The organism is Serratia sp. KG1D, assembly GCF_037150675.1.
Taxonomy (GTDB): domain Bacteria; phylum Pseudomonadota; class Gammaproteobacteria; order Enterobacterales; family Enterobacteriaceae; genus Serratia; species Serratia nematodiphila.
Genome location: NZ_JBAGIH010000001.1, coordinates 876,609 through 892,164, shown reverse-complemented (window position 1 = coordinate 892,164; position 15,556 = coordinate 876,609). Strand labels below are relative to the sequence as shown.

Here is a 15,556-nt window from a genome sequence, read left to right as displayed (position 1 = left end):
ATTACTTAGTCAGCAGGGACTCGATATCCTGCAGCAGTTGCTCAGCCTGAGCGGACGGTAGCACCGCATCAACCGGTAGATACCACCAATTGGGCTGGGCAAAGGCGCGACACTTCACCGCGTCCTTCTCCGTCATCAACAGCGTTTGATCTGCATTAACCAACGCCGCCAGCTGTTCCTGCTGATATTCCTGATGATCGGCAAACGCCACTTCCTGCACGACTTCGACGTTCAACTTTTCCAACGTCGCGAAGAAACGCGGCGGATGGCCGATACCCGCCATCGCCACCACGCGCGACAGCTCGGCCGCCGGGCGACGTTCACCGCTCAGCAGGTTCACCGCATCACGCGCCTGCAGGCGCATGGCAATTTCCCCGGCCTGCGCCACGCCGCCATTGGCGACGCGCGCATCGACGCTGCCAAGCCGCGCAGCGCGCTCGCGCATCGGCCCGGCCGGCAACCACCAGCCGTTACCGAAACGACGCACGCCGTCGATGACCACCAGCTCGAAGTCACGCTGTAAAGCGTAGTGCTGCAAGCCGTCGTCGGTGATGATCACATCCAGCGGCTGTTGTTGCAGCAGGGCCTGCACCGCCTCGGCTCGCTTGGGCGCGATCGCCACAGGCGCACCGGTACGTTGATAAATCAGCACCGGCTCATCGCCCGCCACGCGGGTCGACGTATTCTGACCGAGCACCAGCGGATAAACCGCCGACTTGCCGCCGTAGCCGCGTGACACCACGCCAACGCGATAGCCCCGTTGTTGCAGGTGTTCCACCAGCCAAATCACCATCGGCGTTTTGCCGTTGCCGCCGGCGGTGAGGTTACCCACCACCACTACCGGCACCGGCGAACGCCAACTTTTACGCAGGCCGCAGCGGTAACTGAGACGGATCAGCCAACTGAACAAGCCATAGAGCCACGAGAGCGGCAATAGCGCCAGATAAAGCAACGAACCGCCGGACCAGATGCGCTCAATCATTATTGACCAAACTGCATGCGGTGCAGCTGCGCATAGGCGCCCTGCCGCTCAAGCAACTCGGCGTGTTCACCGCGTTCAACGATGCGGCCGTCCTCCACCACCAGGATCTCGTCCGCCTTCTCAATGGTCGACAGACGGTGCGCGATCACCAGTGAAGTGCGGTCTTTCTGCAACTCGTCCAGCGCGGCCTGAATGGCACGCTCGGATTCGGTATCCAGCGCAGACGTCGCCTCATCCAGGATCAGGATCGGGCAATCGCGCAGCAAAGCACGCGCGATGGCAATGCGCTGACGTTGGCCGCCGGACAGCATCACGCCGTTTTCACCGATCACCGTATCCAGACCGTTTTCCATCTTGTTGATGAAGTCCATCGCGTACGCCATTTCCGCCGCTTTCTCAATCTGCTCGCGGCTGTATTCGCTCTCACGCGCATAGGCGATGTTGTTGGCGATGGTGTCGTTGAACAGGTGCACGTTTTGCGAAACCAGGGCCACCTGATTGCGCAGCGAGGCCAGGGTATATTCACGCAGATCGTGGCCATCCATCAGGATTTCGCCTTCCTGAATATCGTAGAAGCGCGTCAGCAGGTTGGCGATGGTGGATTTACCCGAACCGGAACGGCCCACCAACGCGACGGTCTTGCCTTCGGCGATTTTCAGGTTGATATCACGCAGCGCCGGCGTTTCTTTGGCCGGGTAGTAGAAGGTGACGTTGCGGAATTCGATATCGCCTTTCGCACGCTTCACTTCGCGGGTGCCGGTGTCTTTTTCCTGTTCCATATCCAAAATGGAGAACAGCGTCTGACAGGCCGCCATCCCTCGCTGGAACTGGGCATTGACGTTGGTCAGCGACTTCAGCGGACGCATCAGCGCGATCATCGACGAGAACACCACGGTAATGGTGCCGGCGGTCAGGGTTTCCATCACGCTTGGGAAGCTGGCGGCAAACAGCACGAACGCCAGGGCCAGCGAAGCGATCAGCTGAATGATCGGATCGGAAATGGAAGACGCGGAGACCAGTTTCATGCCCTGTTGGCGCATGCGGTTGCTCACCGAGTTAAAGCGCTCGGTTTCCACCTGCTGGCCGCCGAAGATCAGCACTTCTTTATGGCCTTTCAGCATCTGCTCGGCGCTGGTGGTGACCTGCCCCATGGTGTTCTGCATGTTCTTGCTGATGTTGCGAAAACGCTTGGACACCAGGCGAATGGCGATGGAGACGATCGGCGCCAGCACGATCAGGATCACCGACAGTTGCCAGCTGTAGTAGAACATCATGATGAACAGGCCAATGATCGAGGCTCCTTCACGCACCACGGTCACCAGCGCGCTGGAAGAGGAGGAAGCTACCTGCTCGGAATCATAGGTAATGCGCGACAGCAAAGTCCCGGTGGACTGCTGATCGAAGAAGGCCACCGGCATTCTCATCATGTGGCCAAACAGGCGGCGGCGCATTTGCATCACCACCATGCCGGAAACCCAGGAAATGCAGTAGCTTGAAACAAAACTGGTCACGCCGCGCATCAACATCAGCGCAATCACCGCCAACGGCATCCATACCAGCACGCTGCTGTCGGTTTTTCCAAACCCATCGTCCAATAGCGGTTTAAGCAGAGACAGCATCAGCGTGTCCCCCGCTGCGTTCATAATCAACGCAATGGCGGCCACAATCAGCCCGGTCTTAAAAGGAGTGATCATCGGCCAGAGTCGACGGAACGTCTGCCAGGTCGAGAGATCTTTATCATTCATCATGCAAATACCAGCATCGGAAGAAATAGCGGCCTATTTTACTCATTATCACCCTCTACGCCAAACCGCTGATGGTACCAACGGGGCATTAATTGTTCGCGAAAGCCTTTAATTTGCCAATCGTTGTCGAAAAAAAGTACCGATAACTGACCGGAGCGCGTCGTATCGCGCCATTGGATGCCATTTGCCCGGTATCTGGCGACCACTTTCCGCGCCGGCAATCGCCATTTGTTGTAACGCGATGCGGAGGCCAGCGCCACTTCGGGATTGATCGCGCGCAGAAACGGCGGCGTCGAGGACGTCTTGCTGCCGTGATGCCCCACCTGCAACACCGTTGCCGCCAAGCGATCGCGCCGCAACCGTAACAGCTGCGCCTCCGCCTGCTTTTCCGCATCGCCAGTGAGCAGCAGACTGAATTGCCCATCGTCGATGCGGATCACGCAGGAGTCGTCATTGACCGGCCTTTTGCGCGTTTTCGGTGGCCACAGCACCTCGAATTGCAGCGATTGCCAGCGCCAACGCTCACCGGCGACGCAGGGCAAGTGTCCTTCCCCGCGTATCGGGCTGCGCACCGTCGCCTGAGGAAATGCCCGCCGCATCACCGGCAGCCCGCCGATATGATCGAGGTGAATATGGCTGATAATGATCTGCTCCAGTTCAATATTCCGCCAGTTCAACATCGGTAAGATATGCCGTTCGGCGGCGCTGCTCGCGGGCCAACGATCGCCGGTATCGTACAGTATCCCCTTGCCGTTTTGCTCGATAACCACCGCCAACCCGTGCCCGACATCAAGCATATCGACGCGCCAGCGATAGTCCGGCGCTTTGCCACGCCACAACACGCAGCATATCGCCACCGCCGCCAGCCCCGGCGCATAGCGCCACCACCAATGAAAGCGCCAGCAGATAACGATAAGCCATCCCGCTATGCTGGCCAGCAGCGAGGCGGCCCCCAAATCCACCCAACCGCGTTGCAGATAATGCAGCGGCACAAACACCCCGCTCAACGTGAAATCTGCCAACCACCAAAGCCCGTAACTTAGCGAGGGGAAGGCGCCGCCGATCACCGCCAGCAAAATCAACGGCACCGTCACCAATGAGACGATGGGCACAGCCCAAAGATTGGCGGGCAGCGAGGTCAGCGTCAGACCTAAAAACAGCGTGACCTGCATCGGCACCAGCAACAACGTCATGCCCAGCTGAATATGCAGCCAGCGTACCGGCGCCCAATACCAGGCCGAGCGAAATCGCTCGCTGAGCGGCGCCCATTCAAACCAAAAAATCAAACACCCCACCGCCAGCACCGACAGCCAAAAACTGTCTGACAAAACCGCCAACGGATCGCACAGCAAAATCAGCCCGATACACCACAGCCACACTTGCCAGGAAGAACAATGAACGCCGCGCAAGCGCAGCAGCATCCACAGCGTCATCGCCAACGCGGTACGCACCGCCGGCGGTTGGGCGCCCACCAACCAAACATAGATCAGCGTCGCCACCCAGCCTGCGACCAATGGAAAGCGATAGCCAATCAAATGGGCGGGCAGAAAAAACTGCAGCGCTCGCAACGCGGCCCAGAACAAAATGGCGACCATCGCCACATGCAACCCTGAAATGGCCATCAGGTGAGCGATGCCGGTTTTCAGCATCAGCGTGCGCAAAGCCTGCTCCAGCGCGGTTCGTTCCCCAAACGCCAGCGCCAGCAATACCGCCTTGTAACGCAATGCACCGATGTTGGTTTCCGCATGGCTGATGATGCGCTGGCGCAGCCCGCAATCGCCATCCAGCAAACGAGCCTGCCTGACCCGCCCCGTCAACGGCTGGCGCTGGGCGATCGCCCAACGTTGGCTGTCAAATCCGCCTTCATTGAGCTTGCCATGTACCGGCCGCAGGCGCAGTTTCAATTGCCAACGCTGCCCGGCGCACAGCCGCTGCCGTTCTGGAGCCCACGTCGTGGTAAACGCCAGCGCAGGCGCCAACCAATGACCGTCGACCCGCTCGATGCGCATCAGCGTCTGTTTACTGGCGGCGGGCTCCAGCGCGACGCTGCTCACCAGCACCACCGCCGTCACGTCCGGCATGCGAGTTAAGCGCTCCATTTGCCCGATCAGGCTGCCGGCGTTGAAAACCGCCCATATGAATCCCAATCCCAGGCAGGCCAAATAGCGGCAGAATGGCCAACGCGCGCGCAACAGCAAGCAGCCGACAAACAGCATCGGCCACAGCAGCCATAGTTCTGGCAACTGCGGTAAAATCAGCAGCGGCAGGATGCCGCAGATAACGGCGAATATCGCCAGATCCAGCGAAATTTTGATCGTTCTTCTCCCATCGCACCCGCCACGCGCACAAGCGCGTTACGGCAGGCAAACAGGATGAGTCAAGCGGCATGCCGCGACCAGCGGGCTTTAGCGAGAATGCGGCGAGCGCGCCAGGGTAAGAGAGGTTTATGCAGCAACTACACCGCAAATGCGGCGCAGTACGCAATTCACAAGCGTATCGTGGAGAATCGCAGGCGAAAAAAAACGGCGCCTTACAGGCACCGTTTTATATTCTTTACAAGCAACAACGCTATGATCAGTCAGCGACTAGCCATAGATATTGGCGCGGTCACGCAACTCTTTGCCTGGTTTGAAGTGAGGAACGTACTTGCCGTCCAGCTCGACTTTGTCACCGGTTTTCGGGTTGCGGCCTACACGCGGGGCACGGTAGTGAAGAGAAAAACTGCCGAATCCGCGGATCTCAATGCGTTCGCCCTCGGCCAGCGTAGCGGCCATGTGCTCAAGCATCTCTTTCACTGCATCCTCAACGGCCTTCGCCGGAATATGAGATTGCTGGCCAGCAAGTCTTTCAATAAGTTCAGACTTGGTCATAGTACCTCCAAGCTTTGCAGCTAAACTACCGTATCGGGGCGGTCAGCGACCGCCCCCCGTCATTACTCGCCTTTAGCCGCTTTGAAAGCTTCAGCCATTGCGTTAGAGAAGTTGCCTTCTTCCTGTTTGTTGTTAACAGTTGCGATGGCGTCTTTCTCGTCAGCTTCGTCCTTAGCACGTACGGACAGGCTTACAACGCGGTTCTTACGGTCAACGCCGGTGAATTTAGCTTCAACTTCGTCACCTACGTTCAGAACCAGAGTTGCATCTTCAATGCGGTCGCGAGAGGCTTCAGATGCACGCAGGTAACCTTCTACGCCGCCTGCCAATTCAACTGTAGCACCTTTGGCGTCAACTGCAGTGACTTTACCAGTAACAATAGCACCTTTCTTGTTCATAGACAGGTAGTTATTGAACGGGTCTTCAGCCAGTTGCTTCACGCCCAGGGAGATACGCTCGCGCTCTGCGTCAACTTGCAGAACAACCGCAGCGATTTCGTCGCCTTTCTTGTATTCACGTACTGCTTCTTCGCCTGCAACGTTCCAGGAGATGTCAGACAGGTGAACCAGGCCGTCGATGCCGCCGTCCAGGCCAATGAAGATACCGAAGTCAGTGATAGACTTGATTTTACCTTCAACGCGGTCGCCCTTGTTGTGGGTTTCTGCGAACTGCTGCCATGGGTTGGATTTGCACTGCTTCAGGCCCAGGGAGATACGACGACGTTCTTCATCGATGTCCAGAACCATCACTTCCACTACGTCGCCCACGTTAACAACTTTGGACGGATGGATGTTTTTGTTGGTCCAATCCATTTCAGAAACGTGTACCAGACCTTCAACGCCTTCTTCGATTTCTACGAAGCAGCCGTAATCAGTCAGGTTGGTTACACGGCCAGTCAGCTTGGTGCCTTCTGGGTAACGTTTCGCGATAGCAACCCATGGATCTTCGCCCAGCTGTTTCAGGCCCAGGGATACACGAGTACGCTCGCGGTCGAACTTCAGCACTTTAACAGTGATTTCATCGCCAACATTGACGATTTCGCTTGGGTGCTTAACGCGTTTCCAAGCCATGTCAGTGATGTGCAGCAGGCCGTCTACGCCGCCCAGATCAACGAATGCACCGTAGTCAGTGAGGTTCTTAACGATACCTTTAACTTCCATGCCTTCCTGCAGGTTTTCCAGCAGTTGATCGCGCTCAGCGCTGTTCTCGGATTCGATAACCGCACGGCGAGAAACGACAACGTTGTTGCGCTTCTGATCCAGCTTGATGACTTTGAACTCAAGCTCTTTGCCTTCCAGGTGCAGAGTGTCACGTACCGGACGCACGTCAACCAGGGAACCTGGCAGGAACGCGCGGATGCCGTTCAGCTCGACGGTGAAGCCACCCTTCACTTTGCCGTTGATAACACCGGTTACAGTCTCAGCTTCTTCGTAGGCTTTTTCCAGCGTGATCCAAGCTTCGTGACGCTTAGCTTTCTCACGGGACAGCAGGGTTTCACCGAAGCCGTCTTCAACAGCATCCAGAGCAACGTCAACTTCGTCACCAACCTGGATTTCCAGCTCGCCCTGGGCGTTTTTGAATTGCTCAGCCGGGATGGCAGACTCAGATTTCAGACCGGCGTCAACCAGTACGATATCTTTGTCGATAGCAACAACGACGCCACGAACGATGGAACCCGGGCGGGTTTCGATTTCTTTTAAGGATTCTTCAAAGAGTTGAGCGAAAGATTCAGTCATGTTGTTAATCTTCAGGGTTCTTTAGTTTAACGTCCATTTAGCGTCCCGCCGAATGGGGTTGTTTCACATACCCCGCCATTGGCTCCATGCCGACAGGGTTTAAGGTTACAGGGATAAAATTTTACCCGATATATTGCGATACCGCTATGACAAATATGACAAAAAGCCAATAGCGCCGCCGCGCTTATTGCTGCGGCAACGCCAACACTTTCTGTGCATACGTCAACGCCTGCCGGATCACTTCTTCGATCGACATGCTGGTAGAATCCAGCACGAGGGCGTCAGAAGCGGGCACCAGAGGCGCGATAGGCCGATTACGGTCACGGTCGTCCCGTTCCTTTATCTCGGCTAAAAGACGTTCAAAGTTAACATTAAAGCCTTTCTCCTGCAACTGCAGCATGCGGCGGTGCGCGCGCTCCTCCGAGCTGGCGTCGAGGAAAATCTTGACCGGCGCGTCAGGGAACACCACCGTGCCCATGTCGCGGCCATCGGCAATCAGGCCGGGCGCCTCGCGGAATGCGCGCTGGCGGCGCAGCAACGCCTCGCGCACGCGCGGAAACGCCGCAGCTTGCGACGCGGTGTTGCCGACGGTTTCGGTGCGGATCTCATTACTGACGTCCTCACCTTCCAAAATCACCTGCAGCTTGCCGTCCTGGGCAACGAAGCGAACATCGAGATGTGCGGCCAGCGGAACCAGCGCTTCCTCAGAAGTGATATCCACCTGATGATGCAACGCCGCCAGCGCCAGCACGCGATAGATCGCGCCGGAGTCCAGCAAACGCCAACCAAGGGACTCGGCCAACGCTTTACACAGCGTGCCTTTGCCCGCGCCACTTGGTCCATCAACGGTTATCACCGGGGCTGTAGCCGTCATTTCTCTCTCCTTCAGGTAGAAAACCTCACAGAGACACGGCGTGCTTCGACTCGAAGCCCGTGAGCTCTGTCACCTGCCCAATCAGGGGCAAATACGGTGGCGTATTATACGCTGCCCTACGGCGATCTGTTACCCTGGAACTATCCGGTTGTTGAAAATAAGCGCACAACCGCGAAAAAGTATAGAAGAAACGCCGGTCGCCAAAGGTTAAAAACGATAAAGGCCCGCAAAGGGGCCTTAAAATAAACGATTTGACGGGTTACGCCGGCTGGCTGATGCGCGCCAGCTGTTCGAAATAATCCGGGAAGGTCTTCGCGGTGCATTTCGGATCGAGAATGGTGACCGGCGTATCCGACAGCGCCACCAGCGAGAAGCACATTGCCATGCGGTGATCGTTGTAGGTGCCGATCTCGGCGAACTGCAGTTTGGCCGGCGGCACGACGTGAATGTAGTCTTCGCCTTCGTCCACTTCCGCCCCCACTTTACGCAGCTCGGTGGCCATCGCCGCCAGACGGTCGGTCTCCTTCACCCGCCAGTTGTAGATATTGCGGATGGTGGTCGGCCCCTCTGCGAACAGCGCTGCGGTGGCGATGGTCATCGCCGCGTCGGGAATGTGGTTCATGTCCATGTCGATGCCGCGCAGTTCACCGCGGCTGCACTCGATGAAATCGTCGCCCCAGGTGATGCGCGCGCCCATTTTCTCCAGCACGTCGGCAAACTTGGTGTCGCCCTGCACGCTTTTGCGACCGATGCCGGTCACGCGCACGGTGCCGCCCTTGATCGCCGCCGCCGCCAGGAAGTAAGAGGCGGAAGAAGCGTCGCCCTCAACCAGGTAATCGCCCGGCGCGATATACGTCTGGCGCCCCTGGATATGGAATACCCGGTAGTTGTCGTGGCTCACCGATACGCCGAAGGTGCGCATCAGATGCAGCGTAATATCGATGTACGGCTTGGAAACCAGCTCGCCCTTGATGTGGATCTGCGTATCCTGCGGCGCCAGGGGCGCGGTCATCAGCAACGCGGTCAGGAACTGGCTGGAGACGCTGCCGTCAACGGTGACGTCGCCGCCCAGGAAACCGCCGCGCAGGCGAATCGGCGGGTAATCGGTCTGTTCGAGGTAATCAATCTGCGCCCCGCCCTGGCGCAACGCGTCCACCAGATGGCCGATCGGGCGTTCTTTCATGCGGGGTTCCCCGGTCAGCACCACGTCGCCTTCACCGAGGCACAGCGCCGCCGCCAGTGGGCGCATCGCGGTGCCGGCATTGCCGAGGAACAGTTCCAGCGGTTGGTTGGCCACCAACGGCCCGGCCACGCCGGTCACTTCACACACGGTGCGGTCGGCGGAAAGCCGGTAGTTCACACCCAACGCCTGCAGCGCATTCAGCATATGACGCACGTCGTCGCTGTCCAGCAGGTTGGTCAGCCGGGTCGTTCCCTCCGCCAGCGCCGCCAGCAGCAGAGCGCGGTTAGAAACGCTCTTCGAGCCGGGTAAGTTGACGGTGCCATTGACCAGGGCGACCGGTTGTAACGTCAGGGAATCCACCATGTGAACAAAACTCTCCAATTCTGATAAACGAAACGGCTCCGGAATAATGCCGGAGCCGCTTTAATGCAAAAGGACAACAGCCTGAGCAGCCCGCGCCTGGCGGGCTGACGGAATCAACCGTGACGACGTTCGAAGTCGGCCATGAAGTCGGTCAGCGCCTGCACGCCGGCCAGCGGCATGGCATTGTAAATAGAAGCACGCATGCCGCCAACTACCCGGTGGCCTTTCAGCGCCTGCAGGCCGATGGCCTCGGCTTCGCTGAGGAACACCTTGTCCAGCGCCGCATCGGCCAGCTGGAACGGCACGTTCATCCAGGAACGGTTGGCGATGGCAACCTGGCTGCGGTAGAAGTCGGATTTATCGATGGTCGCGTACAGCAGCTCGGCCTTGGCCTGATTGCGTTTTTGCATCTCCACCAGGCCGCCCTGCTCTTTCAGCCATTTGAACACCAGCCCGGACAAGTACCAGGCGAAGGTTGGCGGGGTGTTGAACATCGAGTCGTTCTCGGCCAGCACGGTGTAATCGAGGATAGACGGCACTTCTTTGCGCGCCTTGCCCAGCAGATCGTCGCGCACGATCACCAGCGTCAGGCCGGCCGGGCCGATATTTTTCTGCGCGCCGGCGTAAATCACGCCGAAGCGGCTGACGTCGAGCGGGCGGGACAGAATGGTCGAGGAGTAATCGCCGATCACCACTTTGTCGCCGAAGTCCGGCGTTTCATCGATGGCCACGCCGTCGATGGTTTCATTCGGGCAATAATGCACGTAAGCCGCGTCGTTGCTCAGCTGCCACTCTTTCATCGGCTTGATGCCGCTCAGGCCGTCGATGCGGGTTTTCACGTCGATGACGTTCGGGGTGCAATACTTTTCCGCCTCCTTGATGGCGCTGTGCGCCCAATAGCCGCCGTCGATATAGTCGGCGGTGGCCTTGTCGCCCAGCAGGTTCAGCGGCAGCGCTGCGAACTGCGCGCGGGCGCCGCCGTGGCAAAACAGCACTTTATAGTTGGAGGGGACTTTCAGCAGATCGCGCAGATCCTGTTCCGCCTGCTCGGCAACGGCGATGAATTCTTTGCTGCGGTGACTGATCTCCATCACAGACGTTCCCAGGCCGTGCCAGTTGCACAGTTCCTGTTCCGCACGACGCAACACTTCCACCGGCAGCATCGCCGGGCCAGAGCTAAAATTATAAACCTGAGTCATTTCCCCTCACCACATTCACTGTTCGCCGCAGAAAAGCGACCTGTCGAAAAGACGCCCGAAGTTAACGCTCGCGTTAACCAACCCATCGGTTTTATCACTCACGCCCCATGGCTGCAACGCTTATTCGCCCGTCGGCGGCAAACGGCCGTGCCGGGTGATGACAGGCTCTGCGGCCGTCGCGATTGTTTGGACGATAAAACCCTGTGACATGGGGAAATTCAGCGGGTTAACGCGGTGTTTTATGCTGTATTCAGCCAAGATGGCTGCGGGAGCCCGGATGGTCCCCGCAGGAGAGGAAACGATCAGTACTGATTAAACATCTGCTGGATCTGCTTCGCGTCTTTGGTTTGCGTCAGCGCCAGCTGCAGCAGAATGCGCGCCTTTTGCGGATTCAGCGTGCCGGCGGCCACGAAGCCGTACTTGGCGTCGTCCACTTCCGCATCCTCGGTGGTGGCGCCGGTCGGCACGCGCGAAGAACGCACCACCGCCACGCCGTTGTGCGCCGCCGTCGCCAGGGTGTCGAACACGGTTTTATACAGGTTGCCGTTGCCGACCCCGGCGCTGACGATGCCCTGATAGCCTTCGGCGATCAGCGCCTTGGCCGGCGCATCGGAGGCGTTGGCGTAGTTGTAGACGATGCCGACCTTCGGCAGCTCGTTCAGCTTGCTGACGTCGAACGGCGTCTCCCGGGTATGCTTACGCTGCGGCGAGCGCTGGTAATCGATCTTGCCGTTGTGGATATACCCCAGCGGGCCGTAGTTTGGCGACTGGAAGGTCTGCACGGCGGTGGTATTGGTCTTGGTGACGTCACGCGCGTCCAGCACGGTGTCGTTCATCGCCACCAGCACCCCGCGGTTGGCCGATTGCGGATCCGCCGCCGTCACCACCGCGTTATACAGGTTGAACGGACCGTCGGCGCTCATCGCCGTCGCCGGCCGCATCGCCCCCACCAACACCACCGGCTTGTCGCATTTCACCGTCAAATCAAGGAAATAGGCCGTCTCTTCCAGCGTATCGGTGCCGTGAGTGATGACGAAGCCGTCGGTTTTGCCGCAGTCGGCGTCAATTTTCTTCGCCAGCGTCAGCCAGACCTGATCGTTCATGTCCTGCGAGCCGATGTTCACCACCTGCTCCCCCTGCACGTTGGCGATATCCTTCAGCGCCGGCACCGCATCGACCAACGCCTCGACGCCAAGCTTGCCCGCGGTATAGTTGGATTTCGTCGCCGAATCGCCGCCGCCGGCGATAGTGCCGCCGGTCGCCAGCAGGGTGATGTTGGGCAGCGCCAGCGCCGAGGCGCTGACACCGGTCAACAAGAGGGTTAACGCGCTGAGTTTCACTGATTTCATTAGATTTCTCCGTGACAGATAACTTGCTGAATTATGGTCTTTATCCTTAAAAAAACTGTGACTTTGCCACCGCTTTAGGAATACGTGGAGCTCCAGCGTAAAACCCCGTATCATTGCGCGTTTTTAGTACGCGCAAAAAGTGAAGACAATGACGCAAACTTTTATCCCCGGTAAAGACGCCGCCCTGGAAGACTCCATCTCCCGTTTCCAGCAGAAGCTGAGCGATCTCGGTTTCAACATCGAAGAAGCCTCCTGGCTGAACCCGGTGCCGCACGTGTGGTCGGTGCACATCCGCGATCGCGATTGCCCGCTGTGCTTCACCAACGGCAAAGGCGCCAGCAAAAAAGCCGCGCTGGCCTCCGCGCTGGGTGAATATTTCGAGCGCCTGTCCACCAACTACTTCTTCGCCGATTTCTATCTGGGCAAGCAGATCGCCGAAGGCGACTTCGTGCACTATCCGAATGAGAAATGGTTCCCGATCCCTGAAGACGACGCGCTGCCGGCCGGCATCCTCGACGAACGTCTGCACGCCTTCTACGATCCGCAGCAAGAGCTGAGCGCCAGCGATCTGGTCGATCTGCAGTCCGGCAACGCCGATCGCGGCGTGTGTGCACTGCCGTTTACCCGTCAGTCCGACCAGCAAACCGTGTACATCCCGATGAATATCATCGGCAACCTGTATGTTTCCAACGGCATGTCCGCCGGCAACACCGCCAACGAAGCGCGCGTGCAGGGCCTGTCGGAAGTGTTCGAGCGTTATGTGAAAAACCGCATCATCGCCGAATCCATCAGCCTGCCGGCGATCCCGGACGAGGTGCTGAACCGCTACCCAGGCGTGGTGGAAGCCATCGCCAAGTTGGAAGAGGAAGGTTTCCCGATCCTCTCCTATGACGCCTCGCTGGGCGGCAACTACCCGGTGATCTGCGTGGTGCTGTTCAACCCGACCAACGGCACCTGCTTCGCTTCATTCGGCGCGCACCCGGACTTCGGCGTGGCGCTGGAGCGCACGGTAACCGAACTGCTGCAGGGCCGCAGCCTGAAAGATCTCGACGTGTTCACCGCGCCGACCTTCGATGACGAAGAAGTGGCGGAACACACCAACCTGGAAACGCACTTCATCGACTCCAGCGGCCTGATCTCCTGGGATCTGTTCAAGCAGGACGCGGACTATCCGTTCGTTGACTGGAACTTCAGCGGCAGCACGCAGGAAGAGTTCGCCACCCTGATGAGCATCTTCGACAAGGAAGACGCGGAAGTGTACATCGCCGACTACGAGCACCTGGGCGTCTACGCTTGCCGCATCATCGTGCCGGGCATGTCCGATATCTACCCGGCGGAAGACCTGCTGCTGGCTAACAACAGCATGGGTGCGCACCTGCGCGATACGCTGCTGGCGCTGCCGGGCAGCGAGTGGGAGCCGGAAGAATACCTGGCGCTGATCGAACAGTTGGACGACGAAGGGCTGGACGATTTCACCCGCGTACGCGAACTGCTTGGCATTGCCAGCGGCAAAGACAACGCCTGGTATACCCTGCGCGTGGGCGAGCTGAAGTCGATGCTGGCGCTGGCGGGCGGCGATCTGGATCAGGCGCTGATCTGGACCGAATGGACGCAGGACTTCAACGCCTCGGTGCTGAGCCCGGCGCGCAGCAACTACTACCGCTGCCTGCAAACGCTGCTGCTGCTGGCGCAGGAGCCTGAACGCGAAGCGGCGCAGTACTATACCGCGTTCGTGAAGATGTACGGCCAGGAAGCGGTCGACGCCGCCTCCGCCGCCATCAGCGGTGAAGAGCGCTTCAACGGGCTGTTCGCCGTCGATGCCGATCTGAAGGCGCTGCCGGCCCATCAGGCGCTGCTGGCGGCTTACGAGAAACTGCAGGCGGCCAAACGCCGCCACTGGGCCAAGGCCTAAGCATCATCAGGGGATACTGCCACTTTGGGAGTACCCCTGTTGCCAAACGCCGCACTCCGTTGCGGCGTTTTCAATTTTGCGGTTTATTTCAACGCATTCGGTTTTATTTTTTCGCCGGGAAATAGGTGGTTAAACGATCATAAAAATAAATAAACCGTCAATTGTTGCCGGACGGTGAAATAATAATTAACCGATAATTAAACTTTCAGCGCCGCGCGGCGACAAAACGCCTAAAAATTTAACTTTACTCCACGCCGACCACTCGGTGGATTCAAAAAAATTTGCAAACATTAAAAAATTGTTTTTTATTAAAAATCAATAAATTAACTATAAAAACCACACAAAAAACACGTCATTTCACCGCTCTACTTCCCCGCCTTATGATCCAAATCAAATTTTCCCCTATACTGCTTTGCTAGTATCTCATTGCGTTGTTTTAACCCTTAAGAGCGAGAGTTAGTTTGAAAACTGACAGCCCCTTCGATCTGATTTTACCTGCGGCAACGGCGAAAATCGCTGAAGATGCCGGCGTGTATAAAGCCACCAAACATCCGCTGAAAACGTTTTATTTGGCGATCACCGCCGGTGTCTTCATTTCCATCGCATTCGTCTTCTACATCACGGCGACCACCGGCACCGCCGGCGTGCCTTTCGGGCTGGCGAAACTGGTCGGCGGCATCTGCTTCTCTCTCGGGTTAATGCTGGTGGTGGTGTCGGGCGCCGACCTGTTCACCTCTACCGTGCTTATCGTCATCGCCAAGGCCAGCGGCCGCATCAGCTGGGGCCAGCTGGGCGCCAACTGGCTGAACGTTTATCTCGGCAACCTGGTCGGCGCGCTGTTCTTCGTGGCGCTGATCTGGTTCTCCGGCGAGTATATGGTCGCCAACGGCCAGTGGGGCCTGAATGTTCTGCAAACCGCAGACCACAAGCTGCATCACACCTTCATCGAAGCCGTGTGCCTCGGCATTCTGGCCAACCTGATGGTCTGCCTGGCGGTCTGGATGAGCTACTCCGGCCGCACCCTGACCGACAAGATGCTCGCCATGGTGCTGCCGGTCGGGATGTTTGTCGCCAGCGGTTTCGAGCACAGCATCGCCAACATGTTTATGATCCCTATGGGCATCGTGGTCAAACACTTCGCCACGCCGGAATTCTGGCAAGCCGTAGGGGCGGTACCTGAGCAATTCGCTCATCTGACAGTAAGCAACTTCATCATCGACAACCTGATTCCGGTCACCCTCGGTAACATCATCGGCGGTGGTCTGCTGGTTGGGTTGACTTACTGGGTAATTTATCTGCGCGGGGGCCGCGAGCAGCACTAAGCTGTGAGTAACCGCGCGCAG

General features: G+C 58.2%; 11 protein-coding genes. 2 read left to right on the top strand and 9 right to left on the bottom strand.

The window, feature by feature from the left end; genetic code table 11:
* Position 1: 1 nt before the first annotated feature.
* The 9 genes from lpxK to ansB all read right to left on the bottom strand — a co-directional run bounded on the left by lpxK (position 2) and on the right by ansB (position 12,301).
* Positions 2-982: a tetraacyldisaccharide 4'-kinase gene (gene lpxK, locus WFM45_RS04310; RefSeq protein ID WP_048322733.1), complete on the bottom strand. Its 981-nt coding sequence runs from the start codon at positions 980-982 to the stop codon at positions 2-4.
* A complete protein-coding gene (gene msbA, locus WFM45_RS04305) occupies positions 982-2,730 on the bottom strand; it encodes a lipid A ABC transporter ATP-binding protein/permease MsbA (RefSeq protein ID WP_021504329.1) in 1,749 nt (582 codons plus the stop codon). The genes lpxK and msbA overlap by 1 nt, the downstream gene beginning before the upstream one ends.
* A gap of 35 nt (positions 2,731-2,765) precedes the next feature.
* Entirely contained in the window at positions 2,766-5,036 is a 2,271-nt protein-coding gene (locus WFM45_RS04300) for a ComEC family protein (protein WP_336955687.1), read from the bottom strand.
* A gap of 276 nt (positions 5,037-5,312) precedes the next feature.
* On the bottom strand, positions 5,313-5,597 hold the full coding sequence (ihfB, locus tag WFM45_RS04295; protein WP_004928264.1) for an integration host factor subunit beta: 285 nt from the start codon (positions 5,595-5,597) through the stop codon (positions 5,313-5,315).
* A 62-nt stretch (positions 5,598-5,659) separates the two neighbouring features.
* Positions 5,660-7,333 (bottom strand): 30S ribosomal protein S1, encoded by a 1,674-nt coding sequence (rpsA, locus tag WFM45_RS04290; RefSeq protein ID WP_004928267.1) that lies wholly within the window; start codon positions 7,331-7,333, stop codon positions 5,660-5,662.
* 184 nt (positions 7,334-7,517) lie between these two features.
* On the bottom strand, positions 7,518-8,207 hold the full coding sequence (gene cmk / locus WFM45_RS04285; RefSeq protein ID WP_004928270.1) for a (d)CMP kinase: 690 nt from the start codon (positions 8,205-8,207) through the stop codon (positions 7,518-7,520).
* A gap of 259 nt (positions 8,208-8,466) precedes the next feature.
* Complete coding sequence (gene aroA, locus WFM45_RS04280; protein WP_048322730.1) at positions 8,467-9,753, bottom strand: 3-phosphoshikimate 1-carboxyvinyltransferase; 1,287 nt, start codon at positions 9,751-9,753, stop codon at positions 8,467-8,469.
* A gap of 113 nt (positions 9,754-9,866) precedes the next feature.
* Positions 9,867-10,952, bottom strand: coding sequence for a 3-phosphoserine/phosphohydroxythreonine transaminase (gene serC / locus WFM45_RS04275; RefSeq protein WP_241440472.1), 1,086 nt, complete (start codon positions 10,950-10,952; stop codon positions 9,867-9,869).
* 302 nt (positions 10,953-11,254) lie between these two features.
* Positions 11,255-12,301, bottom strand: coding sequence for an L-asparaginase 2 (ansB, locus tag WFM45_RS04270; RefSeq protein ID WP_021504333.1), 1,047 nt, complete (start codon positions 12,299-12,301; stop codon positions 11,255-11,257).
* A gap of 148 nt (positions 12,302-12,449) precedes the next feature.
* Here ansB and ycaO point away from each other — a divergent pair, with 148 nt between their 5' ends.
* Positions 12,450-14,213 (top strand): 30S ribosomal protein S12 methylthiotransferase accessory factor YcaO, encoded by a 1,764-nt coding sequence (gene ycaO, locus WFM45_RS04265; RefSeq protein WP_004928282.1) that lies wholly within the window; start codon positions 12,450-12,452, stop codon positions 14,211-14,213.
* A gap of 461 nt (positions 14,214-14,674) precedes the next feature.
* Complete coding sequence (gene focA / locus WFM45_RS04260; protein WP_004928284.1) at positions 14,675-15,535, top strand: formate transporter FocA; 861 nt, start codon at positions 14,675-14,677, stop codon at positions 15,533-15,535.
* The last annotated feature ends 21 nt before the right edge of the window (positions 15,536-15,556 follow it).